Here is a 16,956-nt window from a genome sequence, read left to right on the forward strand (position 1 = left end):
GGGTCCGCGCCGCGTGACGGGGGGCGGCGGCCCGGCGGGCCCACCGGGCCACGGCCCCGGGCCGGTCCCCGCCGGAGGGACGGGCCGGGGCCACGCGGTCGTCCCGGCGGCCGGGGGCGGACCGCCCGGAGCCCGTCCGGAGGGTGCGCGGCGCGGGGGCTGTGGGGCGGAGGGCTGCCGGTGCGCGGCAGCGGGGGGCGCCCCCTCGGGTCCGGCCGGCCGGTGCGCCGGAGCGGGGCGCTCGCCTCCGGGTCCGGGCCGGCGGCGGGCCGGAGCGGGAAACGGTCCGCCGGCGACCGCCTGTCCGTCCTGGGGGCGGGCGGCGGGGCGGGAGGAGCGGGCGGGCGGGGTGGCACGGGAGCGCGTCGCGCTTCGGTACTCATCCGGCCCCTGGTTCGCGTCCTCGTACCGCCCGCGGACCCCCGCACGGGCGGGCCCGTTGGTCAGCGCGTGGCCCTTACTCTACGGGCTGGCGACCGGCGCCCGGGAACGGACGCCGTGGCCCGGGGCATCCGCCCAGATCCTCCCCTACCCAGCGGTACGGGTGTCTGGCAAGCTGCGGCCATGACTGCCCGCGCCGCTGACCGGACCTGTTACGACCGGGCCACCGCCCACCTCGACGCCCCGCTCGCCGTGGTCGATCTGGAGGCGTTCGACGCCAACGCGGACGACCTGGTGAGCCGGGCCGCGGGCAAGCCGGTCCGGGTGGCGAGCAAGTCGGTGCGCTGCCGGGCGCTGCTGGAGCGGGTCCTCGCGCGTCCGGGGTTCGCGGGAGTCATGTCGTTCACCCTCGCGGAGTCGCTGTGGCTGGCCCGCAGCGGTTTCGATGACGTACTGCTGGCCTATCCCTCGGCCGACCGCGCCGCGTTCGCCGAGCTGGCCGGTGACCCGAAGCTCGCCGGGGCGGTGACCGTGATGGTCGACGACCCGCACCAGCTGGAACTGATCGACGCCTCGCGGGCGGGCGGCCGGGAGGAGATCAGGGTCTGCCTGGAGCTGGACACCTCGCTGCGGCTGCTCGGCGGCCGAGTCAGGATCGGCGCGCTGCGCTCGCCCCTGCGCTCGCCCGCCCAACTGGCCGAACTGGCCCGCTCGGTGGCCCGCAGGCCCGGTTTCCGGCTGGTGGGGCTGATGGCGTACGAGGGGCACGTCGCCGGTGTCGGTGACGCGGTGGCCGGGCGGCCGCTGCGCTCCCGGGCCGTGCGGCTGATGCAGGCGGCGGCGCGCGGAGAACTGGCCGCGCGGCGCGGCGAGGTGGTGCGGGCGGTACGCGCGGTCGCCCCGGAGCTGGAGTTCGTGAACGGCGGCGGAACCGGCAGCGTGCAGCACACGGCCGCCGAGGCGGCGGTGACGGAGATCGCGGCCGGGTCGGGTCTCTACGTACCGCGGCTGTTCGACCACTACACGTCGTTCACCGGCCGTCCCGCCGCCCTGTTCGCGCAGCCGGTGGTCCGGCGGCCCGGGGTGGGCGTGGTGACGGTGCTCGGTGGCGGCTACCCCGCGTCCGGCGCCGCGGGCCGTGACCGGCTGCCCGTGCCGTACCTGCCGGAAGGACTGCGCTACGACCGGCAGGAGGGGCCGGGCGAGGTGCAGACGCCGCTGCTGGGCTCGCCCGCCGACGATCTGCTGATCGGTGACAAGGTGTGGTTCCGGCACGCGAAGGCCGGTGAGCTGTGTGAGCGCTTCGACGCCCTCCACCTGATCGAGGGCGACCGGATCACGGCGACCGTGCCGACGTACCGCGGTGAGGGCCTGACCTTCCTCTGACGGGTCCATGTTCAGGGCAGAGGAGCGACCGAGCTGCCCACTCCCCGCCCGTCGCGCTGTCGCCGACCGGGCGGATGCCCCTGGTGATGGTGTCCATGAGGGAGAGCGGCAGGCCGTCCTGGCCCGCGTCGAAGGCGAAGCGCACGATGACGGGCGTCTCGCTGCCCACGGCGGAGGGGAAGACGAGGGACTGGACGTAGCCGCCGGGCCCTTTGCCCGTGGTGACCCGCCAGCGCACCAGATGACCGGTGCGCCCGGCCACGGTGACGGAGGTGGACGCGAGTTCCCGGTGGGACCTGACGCCCCCGTGGGCGCGGTTGCCGAGGGAGTCCTCGCCGTACGCGTTCTTCGCGGCGGTCCCGATGTCCGCCCTGGCCAGGGCCTCGACGGAGGTGAGGTCGGTGGAGCTCGCCGTGCGGCTGGTGACGGTGCCGTGGTAGCAGAAGTTCGCCGCGTCGCCGGGGCACCGGTAGGAGAGGCCCGTTCGCATGGCCGTCGTCGCCTGCTCCAGGGTGTTGTCCGGCTTCTCCCAGCCTTCCGGCACGGGCAGGGTGATCCCGTTGAGCTGGTCGACGAGCACCCTCGGGTCGTCCGAGGGGGTGGCGCCGCGCGCCGGGGCCCGCGAGGACGCGCTGTCCTCGGGAGCCGGGGCCGGGCCGCTGGTCGCCGCCGCGGGCTTCGTCGCACCGTCGTCCCCGCCGAGCAGTACGGCTCCGGTGACGGCCGCTCCGGCGACGAGCACGCCCGCCAGGATCATGACGACGGTCCTGGTGCCGCCGCCGGGGCGTCCCGCCGGCGGCAGCGGGGTCCCGAACTCCCGGGGGACGTATGCCTGGTGCGCGCCGGACGGGCGGGTGTGCGCACTCCACGCCGTGCCGTCCCACCAGCGTTCGGAACCGGGTGTGGCCGCGTCCGGATACCAGCCGGGCGGTGTCGCGTCGCTCATCCGCCCTACCCTAGGGGGTGCCCGCGACGTCCTGAACAGGACGGCGGGCATGAGCGGCGCGGGCGCGTCAGGGCTCCCGGCCGGTCAGTGAGAGCAGGTCGCGGGCCGGGCCGGCCGGACGATGGCCGGTGGGCCAGACGGCGCGGAGCTGGCGCCGGAGCCGTACGCCCGCGACGGGAATCCTGACGAGGCGGCGGGCCGACAGTTCCTCGCCGAGCGCCAGTTCGCTCAGGACGCAGGGGCCGGCGCCGCTCTCGGCCGCCCCCTTGACGGCCGTGGTCGAGGAGAGCTCCAAGAGCGGCGGTGCCAGTCCTCCGTGGACGGCGAGCGCGGCGTCCAGGACCTGGCGGGTGCCGGAGCCATACTCGCGCAGGATGAGCGGGGTGGCGGCCAGTTCGGCGGGGGTCAGGGGCGTACGGCGGCGGGCCCAGGCGTGGCTGGGGGCGACCACGACGACGAGCCGGTCGTGCGCGATGACCGTACCGTCCAGACCTTCCGGTATGGACAGTCCCTCCACGAACCCGAGGTCGGCCTCACCGCCGAGCAGACGCTGGGCGACCGCGGCGGAGTTCCCGGCGAGCAGTGAGACCGCCGTGCCGGGCCGTTCGGCGCGCAGGGCGATCAGCCAGCCCGGCAGGAGGTACTCGGCGATGGTCATACTGGCCGCGACCCTCAGCCGGGAGTCCCGCCGGTCGCGCAGCGCCTGGGCGCCCGCGTCGAACGCCTCGGCCGCCTCGACGATCCTGCGGGCCCAGTCCGTGACGAGTGCTCCGGCGTCGGTCAGCCGGGAGCCGCGGGGCGAGCGGTCCAGGAGCGCGACCCCGAGCTGCCGTTCCATCGACCGGACGCGGCTGGAAGCGGCGGGCTGGGTGATGCCCACGTCGCGCGCCGCGCGGCCGAGGCTGCCATGACGGGCCACCGCGAGCAGCAGTTCCAGCGCCCCCAGGTCGGGAACCCGGTGGGACAGGGGACTGTGCTGGTCACTGGGCATAAAGGCAGCTTATGACCTCATAGGCCGGGACTCCCTGGTGGGGCCCGCCGCACCCCACCAGAATCGTGTCATGGCCATCTACCCGCCGACCCGGCCCCGTGCCGGGGCCATCCGTCCGGCCGCCCGTCGGTTCCCGGCGCTGCGGTACGTCGGTCCCCACTGGTACGCGAGCGTCATGGGGACCGCGATCGTGGCGAGCGCGGGCGCGGCCCTGCCCGGTGACCACGGCTGGCTGCGTGCTGCCTGCACGGGTGTGTGGGCGCTCTCGGCCGTGCTGCTCGCCGTCGTCCTCGTGGCCCGCGCGGGCCACTGGCTCTTCCACCGGGACCAGGCGCGCGCCCACCTTCTGGACCCGGCGGTCGCACCCTTCTACGGCTGTCTCTCCATGGCGCTGCTCGCGGTCGGCGGAGCCACGATGGTGGCCGGCCGGGAGGTGACCGGGCACGGGGCCGCGGTCGCCGTGGGCTCGCTGCTGTTCGCCGTCGGTACCGTGACCGGACTCGCCACCGCGGTGGCGATCCCGTATCTGATGGTCGTCCGCCACCGGCCCGCCCCCGGTACGGCCTCGCCGGTCTGGCTGCTGCCGCTGGTGGCCCCGATGGTCTCCGCGGCGGTGGGGCCGCTGCTGGTGCCCGAGCTGCCCACCGGGCAGTGGCGGGAGGCGCTGCTGCTGGCCTGTTACGCGATGTTCGGGCTGTCCCTGCTGGCGACGCTGGTGATGCTGCCGCTGGTCTTCGGCCGGCTGGTGCACCACGGGCCGCTGCCCCTGGCCCTGACGCCCACACTGTTCCTGGTGCTCGGTCCGCTGGGGCAGTCGACGACCGCGGTGAACCAGCTGGCCGATGCGGCGCAGGGGGCGGCCGGAGCCCCGTACGCCTCCGCCTTCGGCGCGTTCGCCGTGCTGTACGGGGTGCCCGTGATGGGGTTCGCCCTGCTGTGGCTGGCGCTGGCCGGTGCCATGGTGCTGCGGGCGGCGCGGGGCGGGATGACGTTCACGATGACCTGGTGGGGCTTCACCTTCCCGGTCGGCACGTGTGTGACGGGCGCCGCCGGGCTGGCGGGGCGCACCGGGCTCGCGGCCTTCACCTGGCTGGCCGTGGTCCTGTACGTGTTCCTGGTGGCGGCCTGGTCGGTGGCGGCGGTGCGGACGCTGCGGGGGCTGGCCGGCAGGACCCTCCTGGTGGCGCCGCCCTCTCCGCTGCCGGTGACCGCCGCCTGAGGAGAGGGCGGACGGCGTTCTCTCAGCGCCGGGGGTCGAAGGTGGCGTCGATGTGTTCCGCCACCGCGACGACGAGCAGCCGGGTGCCGGGCACGGCCGCACGCCAGCGGTGGCGTACGCCACCGGAGAGGAACAGCGTGTCACCGCGCTCAAGGCGGTACGCCTGTCCCTCGGCCTCCACCTCGGCGGCGCCCTCCACGACGTACATCACCTCGTCGTTGCGGTGCTGGAACTCGCGGCCGAGGTCCTGCTCGCCGGTGAACTCCAGGGCGCTGAGCTGGTGGCGGCCGCGCACCACCCGGCGTACCCCGTCGCCCTCGCCCGCCCGTACGACGTCGACGGCGCGCGCCGAGTCGGCCGCGGCCCTCAGCCGGCCGGTCGTGGTCTCCAGGGCCCCGGCGACCCGGTCCAGCGACTTGGCGCTCGGCCTGGCCCGCTCGTTCTCGATCTGGCTGAGAAAGGGCACGGACAGCCCGCTGCGCGCGGCGACCGCGGACAGCGTGAGGCCGAGGTTCCTGCGCCGTCGGCGGACCGCGGCGCCTACCCGCGGTGTGTCCTTGTCGTCCATGTCCGGCTCCCTCCCGCCTGGCCATCCTCGCGGCTGACGGCGCCCCGCGCATGTCGTTCGCGGCACGGCGCCGCGACGAATGCAGGGAAACCTACCGGGGAGTGACCGGAAGTACACCGAAAGGGAGGGTCCCGGTGCGATACCGGGACCGTCTCTCAGGGGTGTTCCACGCGGTGGATCAGCCGCCCACGGGCGCCATCTCGTCGATGACATCCGGATTGGCGTCCATCCAGCGACGGGCGGACCGCTTCTCCTCGCCGGCGCCGCCCTTCTGGATCTCCACCTCCAGCGAGGCGAGCTGCGCCTCGCTGAGCTCGAACTCCTTGAGCCAGCCGGTCAGCTCGGGGAACTCCTGGGGGAAGTCCTTCTTGGCGACCGTGTGGATCTGCTCGCCCTCGCCCCAGGCGCCCTTGGGGTCCTTGAGCTTCTTCAGGTCGTGCTTGCCGTAGGCCCAGTGCGGCGACCACAGGGTCACCACGACGGGCTCCTTCTTCTTGATCGACCGGTTGAGTTCGGCGAGCATCGAGGAGGTGCTGGAGGAGACGACCTCGTACTCGCCCTCCAGGCCGTACTCCTTGAGCACCTTCTTGTTGAGCGTGCCCATCATCCCGGCACTCGACTCGATGCCGATGATCTTGCCGTCGAACTTCTTGCCCTGGCCCTTGAGGTCGTCCAGGGAGTCGACGCCCTCGACGTAAGAGGGGACCGTCAGCTCCAGCGAGGTCGGGCCGTACCAGGAACCGAGATCGGTGAGGTCGTCCTTGTAGCGGTCCCAGTAGTCCTTGTGCGTGGTCGGCAGCCAGGAGTCGAACTGGACGTCCAGCTGCCCCTGCGCGAGACCGGTGTACAGCGGGCCGGGGTCGAGCTGCTTGACCGTCGTTCCGTACCCGCGGTCCTCCAGCACGTTCTGCCAGAGGTACGTGCTGGCGATGGCCTCGTCCCAGGGGAAGTAGCCCAGGTCGACGGTCTTGCCCGCGTCCTTGCCCTGCGCCGTGCCGCCCGCACCGGCCGGCAGCGGGGCCAGCTCGTCGAGGAGGCCCGGCTTCTTCTTCAGCCAGGCGCGGACGCCGTCCTGCTCCTTGCCCTGGCCGGCTCCCTGGATCTCGTTCTCCAGGCTGGTGAGCTGCTCCTCGGAGAGCTCGAACTTCTTGAGCCAGCCGGCGACGGCGGGAGCCTTCCCGGCGAAGCCCTTGTGCGCCACGGTGTGGATCTGCTCGCCCTCGCCCCAGGCGCCCTTGGGGTCCTTGAGCTTCTTCAGGTCGTGTTTGCCGTAGGCCCAGTGCGGCGACCACAGGGTCACCACGACGGGCTCCTTCTTCTTGATGGAGGCGTTCAGCTCGGCCAGCATCGAGGAGGTGCTGGAGGAGACGACCTCGTACTCGCCCTCCAGGCCGTACTCCTTGAGCACCTTCTTGTTGAGCGTGCCCATCATCCCGGCACTGGCCTCGATACCGATGATCTTGCCGTCGAACTTCTTGCCCTGGCCCTTGAGGTCGTCCAGGGAGTCGACGCCCTCGACGTACGAGGGGACCGTCAGCTCCAGCGAGGTCGGGCCGTACCAGGAACCGAGGTCGTCCAGCTTGTCGCTGTACTTGTCCCAGTAGTCCTTGTGCGTGGTCGGCAGCCAGGAGTCCGTCTGGAAGTCGATGTCCCCGCGGGCGACACCCGAGTAGAGCGGACCGGCGTCGAGCTGCTTGATGTCCGTGGTGTAGCCGCGCCGCTCCAGAAGTTCCTTCCAGAGGAAGGTGGAGGCGATGCCCTCGTCCCAGGGGATGTACCCCAGGTTGATCTTCTGGCCCTGGCCGATGTCCGTACCGTCCGCCCGCGCGTTCTTGCCGTCGTCCGAGCCCACGAGGTTCAGGCCGCCCGCGATCAGCGCCAGGACGACCACGCCGGCCATCGCGACCGCGGTGCCCGGCTTGTAGTGCGTGAACCTGAGGCGGCGCGCACCGGCGGCGGCCTTGGCGGCGGCCCGGCGGCCGAGCGGGGAGACCCGCTCGTTGAGCGCTCCGGTCATCCGGTCCAGGTACATGGCGAGGATGACGACGGCGATCCCGCTCTCGGCGGCGAGGCCGACCTGGAGCTGGGTGATCGCGGCGTACACCTTCTCGCCGAGACCGCCGGCTCCGGCCATGCCGCCGATGACGACCATCGACAGCGCCAGCATGATGACCTGGTTGACACCGGCCATGATCGTCGGCAGTGCGAGCGGGAGCTGCACCCGGGTGAGGGTGTCGCGCGGCGTGGTGCCGAACGCCTCGGCCGCCTCGACCAGCTCGGTGTCCACCTGGCGGATGCCGAGCTCGGTCATGCGTACGCCGGGCGGCATCGCGAACACGATGGTGGCGATGACACCGGGGGTGACACCGACGCCGAAGAACATGACGCCGGGAATCAGGTAGACGAAGGCCGGCATCGTCTGCATGACGTCGAGCACCGGTCGCAGCGTGGCGCTGACCTTGTTGTTCCGCGCGGCCCAGATGCCCATGGGCACCGCGATCGCGATGGTGATGACCGCCGCGACGACGACCAGCGACAGTGTCGCCATCGCCTCGTCCCAGAGGGAGAGGGAGTCGATCAGGGCGAAGCCCACGAAGGTGAGCGCGGACGGGACCACACCGCGCAGCCAGAACGCCAGTACGGCGAAGATGCCCGCCAGGAGCAGCGGTTCACCGCCGCCGAGGACCGCGTTGACGCCGTCGTACATGCCGCCGAGCACGGCCTTGACCGCGTCGAAGATCCAGGCGAGGTTCGACTGGAGCCAGTCGACCGCGCTCTCGACCCACTCGCCGAAGGTGAACCTAGGCACCGGCGGTCACCTTCTCGATGTCACGCGGGGCGGGGAGCACCGTCTCGACCCGCGGTTCCTCGCCCAGGGCCGCGAGCAGCCGGCTGCGGGGGACGACGCCGATGACGTCGCCACCCGCGTCGGTGACGGCCACGGCGACGCCGCTGGTGGAGCAGGGGGTGAAGAGTTCGGCGATGGGCGTCCCGGCGGAGACGGTCGCGGGCGCTTCGGCCAGGAGTTGGGCGTCGGAGCGGCCCTTCTCGGGCTGCTCCATGATCGAACCGGCGGTGAGCACCCGCGAGCGGTCGACGTCCTGGATGAACGAGGCGACGTAGTCGTCGGCCGGACGCACGAGGATGTCCTCCGCGGTGCCCTGCTGGACGATCTTCCCGTCGCGCATCACGGCGATCCGGTCACCGAGCCGCATGGCCTCGTTGAGGTCGTGGGTGATGAAGACGATGGTCTTCTTGAGCCGCTTCTGCAGTTCGAGGAGCTGGCTCTGCATGTCGCGGCGGATCAGCGGGTCGAGCGCGCTGAAGGACTCGTCCATCAGCAGCAGGTCCGCGTCCGTGGCGAGCGCGCGGGCCAGGCCCACGCGCTGCTGCATACCGCCGGACAGCTCGTCGGGCCAGGACTTCTCCCAGCCGGCGAGGCCGGTCATCTCCAGTGCCTCGGCGGCGCGCCTGTCGCGCTCGGCGCGCGGCACTCCTTGTACTTCGAGGCCGTACGCGGCGTTCTCCAGGACACTTCTGTGCGGGAAGAGCGCGAAGTGCTGGAAGACCATGCTGATCCTGGTGGAGCGGACCTTGCGCAGCTCCCGGGCGCTCAGGGCGGTCAGGTCCTGGTCGTCGAACAGCACCCGTCCGGCTGTGGGATCGAGCAGTCCGTTGAGCATCCGCAGCAGCGTCGACTTGCCGGACCCGGAGAGTCCCATCACGACGAAGATCTGGCCCGGTTCCACGGTGAACGATGCGTCGATCACCGCTGCGGTCGTTCCGTCGGCGCGCAGTTCGTCGCGGCCGGTGCCGCTTTGAAGCTTCTGCACGGCTTGATCGGGTCGTTTGCCGAACACCTTGTACAGGTGCTCAGCTTGCAGCCTTGACACATACACCTCACGCATTGAACCGAAAACGGTCCGCCACCCCCGTCGGCAGACCGTGGAGCGGTGCGGATTCGGTCCACAGTGCACGCGCACGGATGAGAAGTGCGCGTGGTCCGCTCCGGTGCCGCGCCTGCCCGGACTTATGCAACCCAAACACGAGAGTGACTCAGTTCACTTATAATCCCGGGTCAACCGGGAGGCGCCGGACGGCGGACGCCGGCCGCCGGACGCTGACCGCGCGCGGCAGGGGCGGGCGGTACGGGTGCCTGCGGCGTGCGGGCCGGGTGTCAGTGGCGTGCGGCATCATCGGGGTGTGACGCGACGCCTGATGCTCCTGGACACCGCCTCCCTCTACTACCGCGCCTACTTCGGCGTGCCCGACTCGGTGCGCGCACCGGACGGCACCCCCGTCAACGCCGTGCGCGGACTGCTCGACTTCATCGGACGGCTGGTGCGGGACCACCGGCCGGACGATCTGGTGGCCTGCATGGACGCCGACTGGCGGCCGCACTGGCGCGTCGAGCTGATCCCCACCTACAAGGCCCACCGCGTGGCGGTGGAGACACCCCCGGGCGTGGCCGACGAGGAGGACACCCCAGACACCCTGGCCCCGCAGGTCCCGGTCATCGAGGACGTGCTCGACGCCCTCGGGATCGCCCGGGTCGGCGTCGCCCCGTACGAGGCGGACGACGTGATCGGCACGCTCACCGGCCTGGCCAAGGGTCCGGTGGACATCGTCACGGGCGACCGGGACCTCTACCAGCTGGTCGACGACGCCCGCGAGGTGCGGGTGCTCTACCCGTTGAAGGGCGTCGGCTCCCTCCAGGTGACCGACGAGGCGTGGCTGCGCGAGAAGTACGGGGTCGACGGCGCCGGCTACGTCGATCTGGCCCTGCTGCGGGGCGATCCGAGTGACGGCCTGCCCGGCGTCCCCGGCATCGGCGAGAAGACGGCCGCCAAGCTGCTCGACACCTTCGGCGACCTCGCCGGGATCATGTCCGCCGTCGACAACCCCGCCGCCCGGCTCACCCCGTCGCAGCGCAAGCGCCTGTACGAGGCGCGGGACTACGTGGCGGTCGCGCCGAAGGTCGTCCGGGTCGCCGCCGACGTACCCCTGCCCCCGTTCGATCCGGCCCTGCCGCGCGAGCCGCGCGATCCGGCGGCGCTCGAAGCACTCGCCGAACAGTGGGGCCTGGGAGGCGCCTTGACGCGCCTGCTCTCCACACTACGGAGCTGAAGTGCTAACTTAGGTAAGCCTAAGTAATAACCGACAGGGAGGCCCTTGTGGCAGATCGACCGGTACGCCAGGCACCGAAGGCCCAGGGTGCCCAGGTTCTGCGCACCGAGCAGCTCACCCCGCACATGGTGCGGGTGGTGCTCGGCGGTGACGGTCTCGCCGATTTCGCGCTCTCCGGTTTCACCGACCACTACATCAAGCTGTGCTTCGCACCTGAGGGCGCTGACTACGCGCACCCCTTCGACATCGCCGCGATCCGCGAGAGCCACCCGCGCGAGCTGTGGCCGACCACCCGTACGTACACGGTGCGGGCCTGGGACCCGGACGCCCGGGAGATGACGGTCGACTTCGTGGTGCACGGCGACGAGGGTCTCGCGGGCCCCTGGGCGATGCGCGCGGCCCCCGGCGACCAGGTGACCTTCCTCGGCCCCGGCGGGGGCTACGGCCCGGACGCCTCGGCGGACTGGCACCTGCTGGCCGGCGACGAGAGCGCGCTGCCGGCCATCGCGGCGACCCTGGAGCAGATGCCGGCGGGCGCGGTGGCCCACGCGTTCATCGAGGTCACGGACGCCTCGGAGGAACAGAAGATCGTCACGCCCGACGGCGTCGCCGTCACCTGGCTGCACCGCGGCGGCCGTCCGGTCGGCGAAGCCGTGACCGCGGCGGTGAAGGCCCTGGACTTCCCCGCGGGCGAGGTCCAGGCGTTCGTGCACGGCGAGGCCGGTTTCGTGAAGGAGATCCGCCGCCATCTGCGCCTGGAGCGGCAGATTCCGCTCGCGCGGCTCTCGATCTCGGGTTACTGGCGTGCGGGCCAGAGCGACGACGCCTGGCGCGCGGTCAAGCGCGAGTGGAACGAGCAGGTGGAGCGCGAGCAGGAGAGCGCCGCGTAACAGGCGGGCGCACCGACCCCGGTCACCACGCAGGACGGTGACCGGGGTTCAGCCGCTCCCGGGCCCGTCCGCCCGGTTCCCGCGATGACCGTGCCGGCGTTCGTCGCCGGAGTGGGACTCCTGGTCGACGACCGCGTCCTGGCGGGCGAGGCCGTCTGGGCGAAACCCTTCAAGTTCGCCGTCTCCTTCGTGGCGTACGCCCTCTCGCTCGCCTGGATGCTGACCCTGCTGACGCGTGGCCGGCGTATCGGCCGGTGGGCCGGGAGCGTCGTGGCGGTGGCGAGCCTGGTGGAGATGGCGCTCATCACCACGCAGGCGGTCCGCGGCAGGCGCAGCCACTTCAACCACGCCACCCCGTTCGATTCGTACCTCTACGACGCGATGGCCGTCAGCGTCGTCGTCCTGTGGACCGGCACCCTCGTCATCGCGATCACGCTGCTGCGCGCCCGGATCACGGACCGCGCCGCCGCCTGGGTGATCCGCGCGGGCGCCCTCATCGCCCTGGCCGGAGCCGGAATCGGCTTCCTGATGACCCAGCCGACCGCGGAGCAGCGGGCCGCGGGCGGTCTCGACACCGCGGACGTCGTCGGGGCGCACGCGGTCGGCGTGGCGGACGGCGGCCCTTCGATGCCCCTCACCGGCTGGTCGACGACCGGTGGCGACCTGCGCATCCCGCACTTCGTCGGCATGCACGCCCTCCAGCTGCTCCCGCTCCTCCTGCTGGCGCTGATCGCCCTGGCGGCGCGGCTTCCCCGGCTGGGCGACCCACGGATGCGGCTGCGTCTCGTACACGTCGGCTCCGGTGCGTACGCGGCCGTCGTCGCCCTGCTCACCTGGCCGGCCCTGCGCGGGCAGCCGCTGATCCACCCGGATGGGGCGACACTCACCGCCGCGGCCGGGGTCCTGGCCGCCACAGCCGGCGCGGCGTACGCGGCGCTGCGCCCGGGCCCCGTTCGCCCGGTGAGTCCCGAGAGCCCGGAGAGCCCCGAGAGCGCTTCGTACGGCTCCGTCGAGAAGGACCTCACGCCATGATCCGGTGCGCTCCTCTGTTCAGGTGCCCGCCGGCCCCTGACGCACTTGGTGGACACGGCCTCGCGGATCACCCGCAGTGTGGAAGAATTTCCGAGGAGTGACCAATCCGCGCGGGCGTCGACTCCGAATCACCGCAGGGAAGCGATGCGCCGACTTTGGAGGAAGCCCGCGTGAGAGAAGCCGTACACATCAGCGGAGCCCCGTCTCCGGGGCCCGACCTCCAGGAACTCCTGGTGCTGGTCGCCCGAGGCGACCAGAACGCCTTCGCCAAGGTGTACGACGCGGTCTGCGGGCCCGTACTCGGTCTGGTGCGCAGTGTCCTGCGGGACCCGGCCCAGTCGGAGGAAGTGGCGCAGGAGGTGCTGGTGGAGGTGTGGCGCACGGCGCCCCGCTTCCAGCCGGCCCGCGGCAGTGCGATGAACTGGGTGCTGACGCTGGCCCACCACAGGGCAGTCGACCGGGTCCGCTCGGCGGAGGCCGCGTCGGCCCGTGAGCACAAGGCCGCCCTGCTGGACCGTACGCCCGACTTCGACGAGGTGTCGGAGCAGGTCGAGACCCGGCTCGAACGTGAACAGGTCCGCCGCTGTCTGCGGACCCTGTCCGAACTGCAACGCCAGTCCGTGACCCTGGCCTACTACCGCGGACTCACTTATCGCGAGGTGTCGGAGCTGCTCTCCGTACCTCTTGGCACGATCAAGACACGACTGCGTGACGGACTCATCCGGATGCGCGACTGCCTGGGGGTGAACGCATGAGCACCGCCGAGCTCCACACGCTCACCGGGGCCTACGCCCTGCACGCGCTGCCGGACGACGAACGCCAGGAGTTCGAACGGCATCTCGGGATGTGCGAGGCGTGCTCCCAGGAGGTACGGGAGTTGTCCGCGACCGCCGCACGGCTCGGGCTCGCGGTGTCCCGCAGACCGGGGCCCGCACTGCGCGACCGGGTGCTGAGCGAGATCACGACCGTACGTCAGGAGCCGCCGTCGCACGGCGCGCTCAGCCGCTCCACCGGGACCGGGAACCGGGCGCGCCGCCGGACGAGCTTCGTGCTCGCCGCCTGTATCGCCGCGTCCGCCGCCTTCGGCGGGGTCGCCGTCTGGCAGAACCAGGTGGCCCAGGACGCCCGGCAGGAGGCGAACCGTGCCGACGAGCGGAGCGAACAGCTCGCCCAGGTGCTCGCGGCTCCGGACGCGAGGACGACCTCGGGCACGCTCAAGGGCGGCGCCCGGGGCACCGTCGTCGTCTCGCGCGGTGAGAACCGCGCGGTGTTCCTGACGTCCGGGATGGAGCAGCCGCCCGCCGGCAAGGTCTACCAGCTGTGGTTCGACGAGGGCGGCACGATGCGGTCGGCGGGGCTGATGGACCCGTCGGCGGCGAGTGAGGCCGTACTGATGGACGGAGAGGTCGCAGGGGCGTCCGGGATGGGTATCACCGTCGAACCCGTCGGCGGCTCGGAACAGCCGACCTCCGCGCCGCTGGCCCTGATGAGCCTGCCGGCCTGAGAGAAGCCGCGGCCCGTGGGACCGCTCGGCCCGCAAGACCCGGTGGCGTCCGCGCCACCGGGTCTTCGGCTTTCCGGGGCCGGGACGACGCGGCCTTGTCAGACTTCGCCGCTCCGCGCAACTCTGCCGCCAGGCATTACGGGGCAATTCCCCCTCCAGACAAGTAGTTTCATTCGATCGGGTGACTGACCAATCCGCAGCCCGACCGGCACCGAATCATGGGTGTGAAAGCAGATCAGAACGATTCGCAGCCGCACAGGGGCTCCCTGTCCCGGCGATCCCGTTGGGCACGCGCCTTCCTCGCCGCGCTCAGCGGTCTGATCGCGGGGTTCTGCGCCCTGTGCGTCGCCGAGCTGGTCGCGGCAGTCGTACGTCCCGAGGCCGGTCCGGTCACGGCGGTGGGCGGTGCGGTCATCGACCGCACTCCCGCGGCGGTGAAGGATTTCGCCATCCGGAACTTCGGCACCGCCGACAAGCTGGTGCTCCAGCTCGGCATCCTCACACTCCTGGCGGTCTTCGCCATGGCGGTGGGGGTGCTGGCACTGCGGCACCGGCGGCTCGGTGCGGCGGCCGTCCTGATCTTCGGCGTGGTCGGGGCAGTAGCGGCGATCGGGCGGCCCGAGGGCCGGCCGGGCGACGCCCTGCCTTCGGTGGTGGGTGCCCTGGTGGCCGCAGGAGTGCTGTACCTCCTGGTCGGACGGCTCGCCCCGAGGACCCTTCCGCCTCCCGCGGCTGGGGAGACGGAGGTCCGGGCGGACCAGGGCACCTTCGACCGTCGTTCGTTCGTCATCGCGGCGACCGTCGCGGCGGCCGCATCGGCGGGTGCCGGTTACGCGGGGCGCCGGGTCACCGCGTCCCAGCAGGCCGGTGCGTCCGCCTCACGCGGTGCGATCACCCTTCCGGCCCCCGCCTCGGCGGCGCCCCCCGTGCCTCGCGGCGTGGATCTGGGCATCCGCGGGCTGAGCTCGTTCGTCACCCCGAACAAGAGCTTCTACCGCGTGGACACCGCCCTGGTCGTCCCCCGTGTCGACGCCGGACGCTGGAGCCTTCGTATCCACGGCAAGGGAGTGACACGCCCCCTCACGGTGGACTACCAGGAGCTGCTCCAGCGGGAGCTGATCGAGCGTGACATCACGCTGACCTGCGTATCCAACGAGGTCGGCGGCCCGTACGTCGGCACCGCCCGCTGGATCGGCGTACCCCTGGCCGATCTGCTGCGCGAGGCCGGGGTGAAGCCGCCGTCGAAGGGCGGAAAGGCCGATCAGCTCGTGGCCAGGTCCGTCGACGGCATGACGATCGGCACACCCGTCGAGGACGTCATGGACGGCCGCGACGCGATGCTCGCCCTCGGGATGAACGGCGAACCGCTCCCCTTCCGCCACGGTTTCCCCGTCCGCATGCTCGTCCCCGGCCTGTACGGCTATGTGTCCGCCTGCAAATGGATCAAGGACATCGAGCTGACGACCTTCGACGAGTACGACGCCTACTGGGTCAAGCGCAGCTGGTCGCGTGAGGCTCCCATCAAGACCCAGTCGCGCATCGACACCCCGCGCCCGTTCGCCTCCCCCAAGGCGGGCACGGTGCCGGTCGCCGGAGTCGCCTGGGCCCAGCAGCGGGGCATCGCCCGGGTGGAGGTCCGGGTCGACGGCGGGGAGTGGCAGACCGCCCGGCTGGCCGCGGAGGACAGCAGGGACACCTGGCGCCAGTGGGTGTGGGAGTGGCCCGCCACGACCGGCAGCCACACCCTCGAAGTCCGCGCGACGGACCGTACGGGTGCCACTCAGACGGACAAGCGCGTCGGCACCGTCCCCAACGGTGCGACCGGCTGGCATTCGGTGGTGGTCAACGTGCCCTGAGCAGTCCGGCCGATGAACTCGCCCACGTATTCCGCTCCATACCCCCACCCATGACGCACCGCACACGCCCTTTCCGGGCCGTCACCATCCGAAACAGGAGAACACCATGAACACCCTTCGCTTCCGCCGCGCCGCCATCGCCGTGTCCGCCGCAGCCGTGCTGCCGCTCGCGCTGACGGCCTGTTCGAGCGACACCAAGGACTCCGCATCGGGCTCCACCCCCTCGGCCGCTTCCTCCGAGCCCGCCGCGGCGCCGGAGAAGACGGCGGACATGGACAAGCCGTTCGGTCCGGGCTGCGCGTCCGTGCCCGCGGACGGTGCGGGATCGTTCGACGGCATGGCCCAGGACCCGGTCGCCACGGCCGCGTCGAACAACCCGGACCTCTCCACGCTGGTCACCGCCGTCAAGCAGGCCGGTCTGGTCGACACGCTGAACAACGCCGAGAACATCACGGTGTTCGCGCCGACCAACGACGCCTTCGCCAAGGTCCCGAAGGCCGACCTCGACGCGCTGCTGGCTGACAAGGCCGCGCTCACCAAGGTCCTCACCTACCACGTGGTGGGCGAGAAGCTGACGCCGCAGCAGCTGGAGAAGGGCTCCTTCGACACCCTGGCGAAGAGCAAGCTCACCACCGCCGGTTCGGGCGTGGACTACACCGTCAACGACGCCTCCAAGGTGGTCTGCGGCAACGTCCCGACGGCGAACGCCACGGTCTACATCGTCGACTCGGTCCTGATGCCCCCGAAGTAGCCGGCACGCCACCCGGCGTACAGCAGGACGGGACCGGAACCGGCCCGCGCGATTCGCTCGCGCGGGCCGGTTCCGTCTGTCGGCAACAGCCGGGTGAGCCGGTCCACCGGTCCCAGACCCCGGGCCCCGGGCCGAATGTGTGCTGACGAGCGAGGAGCCGTGCGATCTCGCGTCGGCCCGCCACTTCCCAAAATTCACTCGCCGGAAAACTACACATAAGGGGCATATAAGCGCAGAATGGCCATGATAGGTGCCCACCGCGTGCACTCATCCGAAGCGGTCGGGCCTGCGGAACCGAAGGAGAC

General features: G+C 71.9%; 14 protein-coding genes. 9 read left to right on the forward strand and 5 right to left on the reverse strand.

The annotated features are described in order from the left end of the window. The first annotated feature begins 564 nt into the window (after positions 1-564). Positions 565-1,767 (forward strand): amino acid deaminase/aldolase, encoded by a 1,203-nt coding sequence (locus Sfulv_RS04435; protein WP_173311627.1) that lies wholly within the window; start codon positions 565-567, stop codon positions 1,765-1,767. On the opposite strand, the gene Sfulv_RS04440 is transcribed toward Sfulv_RS04435, so the two are convergent. Both Sfulv_RS04440 and Sfulv_RS04445 read right to left on the reverse strand, forming a co-directional pair. Next, on the reverse strand, positions 1,718-2,713 hold the full coding sequence (locus tag Sfulv_RS04440; RefSeq protein WP_173311631.1) for a DUF2510 domain-containing protein: 996 nt from the start codon (positions 2,711-2,713) through the stop codon (positions 1,718-1,720). The genes Sfulv_RS04435 and Sfulv_RS04440 overlap by 50 nt on opposite strands. A gap of 67 nt (positions 2,714-2,780) precedes the next feature. Next, the gene (locus Sfulv_RS04445; RefSeq protein WP_173311635.1) at positions 2,781-3,704 is read right to left on the reverse strand and encodes a LysR family transcriptional regulator; all 924 of its coding nucleotides are present in this window, start codon (positions 3,702-3,704) and stop codon (positions 2,781-2,783) included. 70 nt (positions 3,705-3,774) lie between these two features. Here Sfulv_RS04445 and Sfulv_RS04450 point away from each other — a divergent pair, with 70 nt between their 5' ends. After that, on the forward strand, positions 3,775-4,923 hold the full coding sequence (locus tag Sfulv_RS04450) for a TDT family transporter (RefSeq protein ID WP_173311638.1): 1,149 nt from the start codon (positions 3,775-3,777) through the stop codon (positions 4,921-4,923). A gap of 22 nt (positions 4,924-4,945) precedes the next feature. Here the strand turns inward: Sfulv_RS04450 and Sfulv_RS04455 are convergent, their stop codons facing one another. From Sfulv_RS04455 to Sfulv_RS04465, 3 genes are all read right to left on the reverse strand, one after another. Then, positions 4,946-5,491: a helix-turn-helix domain-containing protein gene (locus tag Sfulv_RS04455; protein ID WP_173311641.1), complete on the reverse strand. Its 546-nt coding sequence runs from the start codon at positions 5,489-5,491 to the stop codon at positions 4,946-4,948. 178 nt (positions 5,492-5,669) lie between these two features. Beyond that, positions 5,670-8,300, reverse strand: a complete 2,631-nt coding sequence (locus Sfulv_RS04460; RefSeq protein WP_173311644.1) for an ABC transporter permease/substrate binding protein — start codon at positions 8,298-8,300, stop codon at positions 5,670-5,672. Further along, the gene (locus Sfulv_RS04465; protein ID WP_256668810.1) at positions 8,293-9,384 is read right to left on the reverse strand and encodes a quaternary amine ABC transporter ATP-binding protein; all 1,092 of its coding nucleotides are present in this window, start codon (positions 9,382-9,384) and stop codon (positions 8,293-8,295) included. The genes Sfulv_RS04460 and Sfulv_RS04465 overlap by 8 nt, the downstream gene beginning before the upstream one ends. Before the next feature lie 325 nt (positions 9,385-9,709). Here Sfulv_RS04465 and Sfulv_RS04470 point away from each other — a divergent pair, with 325 nt between their 5' ends. The 7 genes from Sfulv_RS04470 to Sfulv_RS04500 all read left to right on the forward strand — a co-directional run bounded on the left by Sfulv_RS04470 (position 9,710) and on the right by Sfulv_RS04500 (position 16,651). Further along, positions 9,710-10,618 (forward strand): 5'-3' exonuclease, encoded by a 909-nt coding sequence (locus tag Sfulv_RS04470; protein WP_173317579.1) that lies wholly within the window; start codon positions 9,710-9,712, stop codon positions 10,616-10,618. 47 nt (positions 10,619-10,665) lie between these two features. Then, the gene (locus Sfulv_RS04475; RefSeq protein WP_173311650.1) at positions 10,666-11,508 is read left to right on the forward strand and encodes a siderophore-interacting protein; all 843 of its coding nucleotides are present in this window, start codon (positions 10,666-10,668) and stop codon (positions 11,506-11,508) included. Between the two features lie 84 nt (positions 11,509-11,592). Then, positions 11,593-12,540 (forward strand): hypothetical protein, encoded by a 948-nt coding sequence (locus Sfulv_RS04480; RefSeq protein ID WP_173311653.1) that lies wholly within the window; start codon positions 11,593-11,595, stop codon positions 12,538-12,540. A gap of 170 nt (positions 12,541-12,710) precedes the next feature. After that, on the forward strand, positions 12,711-13,295 hold the full coding sequence (locus Sfulv_RS04485) for a sigma-70 family RNA polymerase sigma factor (protein ID WP_173311656.1): 585 nt from the start codon (positions 12,711-12,713) through the stop codon (positions 13,293-13,295). After that, positions 13,292-14,044 (forward strand): anti-sigma factor, encoded by a 753-nt coding sequence (locus Sfulv_RS04490; RefSeq protein ID WP_173311659.1) that lies wholly within the window; start codon positions 13,292-13,294, stop codon positions 14,042-14,044. Before Sfulv_RS04485 ends, Sfulv_RS04490 begins: the two co-directional genes overlap by 4 nt. A gap of 218 nt (positions 14,045-14,262) precedes the next feature. Then, complete coding sequence (locus tag Sfulv_RS04495; protein ID WP_173311662.1) at positions 14,263-15,900, forward strand: molybdopterin-dependent oxidoreductase; 1,638 nt, start codon at positions 14,263-14,265, stop codon at positions 15,898-15,900. A 106-nt stretch (positions 15,901-16,006) separates the two neighbouring features. Further along, entirely contained in the window at positions 16,007-16,651 is a 645-nt protein-coding gene (locus tag Sfulv_RS04500) for a fasciclin domain-containing protein (protein ID WP_173311665.1), read from the forward strand. The last annotated feature ends 305 nt before the right edge of the window (positions 16,652-16,956 follow it).

The sequence above is a fragment of the Streptomyces fulvorobeus genome (assembly GCF_013167895.1).
GTDB classification, from domain to species: domain Bacteria; phylum Actinomycetota; class Actinomycetes; order Streptomycetales; family Streptomycetaceae; genus Streptomyces; species Streptomyces fulvorobeus.

Excerpts from the sequence above, each read along its gene's own strand:
- Sfulv_RS04435 (WP_173311627.1), top strand. The coding sequence starts at position 565 with ATGACTGCCCGCGCCGCTGACCGGACCTGTTACGACCGGGCCACCGCC.
- Sfulv_RS04440 (WP_173311631.1), bottom strand. The coding sequence starts at position 2,713 with ATGAGCGACGCGACACCGCCCGGCTGGTATCCGGACGCGGCCACACCC.
- Sfulv_RS04445 (WP_173311635.1), bottom strand. The coding sequence starts at position 3,704 with ATGCCCAGTGACCAGCACAGTCCCCTGTCCCACCGGGTTCCCGACCTG.
- Sfulv_RS04450 (WP_173311638.1), top strand. The coding sequence starts at position 3,775 with ATGGCCATCTACCCGCCGACCCGGCCCCGTGCCGGGGCCATCCGTCCG.
- Sfulv_RS04455 (WP_173311641.1), bottom strand. The coding sequence starts at position 5,491 with ATGGACGACAAGGACACACCGCGGGTAGGCGCCGCGGTCCGCCGACGG.
- Sfulv_RS04470 (WP_173317579.1), top strand. The coding sequence starts at position 9,710 with ATGCTCCTGGACACCGCCTCCCTCTACTACCGCGCCTACTTCGGCGTG.
- Sfulv_RS04480 (WP_173311653.1), top strand. The coding sequence starts at position 11,593 with ATGACCGTGCCGGCGTTCGTCGCCGGAGTGGGACTCCTGGTCGACGAC.
- Sfulv_RS04490 (WP_173311659.1), top strand. The coding sequence starts at position 13,292 with ATGAGCACCGCCGAGCTCCACACGCTCACCGGGGCCTACGCCCTGCAC.
- Sfulv_RS04495 (WP_173311662.1), top strand. The coding sequence starts at position 14,263 with ATGGGTGTGAAAGCAGATCAGAACGATTCGCAGCCGCACAGGGGCTCC.
- Sfulv_RS04500 (WP_173311665.1), top strand. The coding sequence starts at position 16,007 with ATGAACACCCTTCGCTTCCGCCGCGCCGCCATCGCCGTGTCCGCCGCA.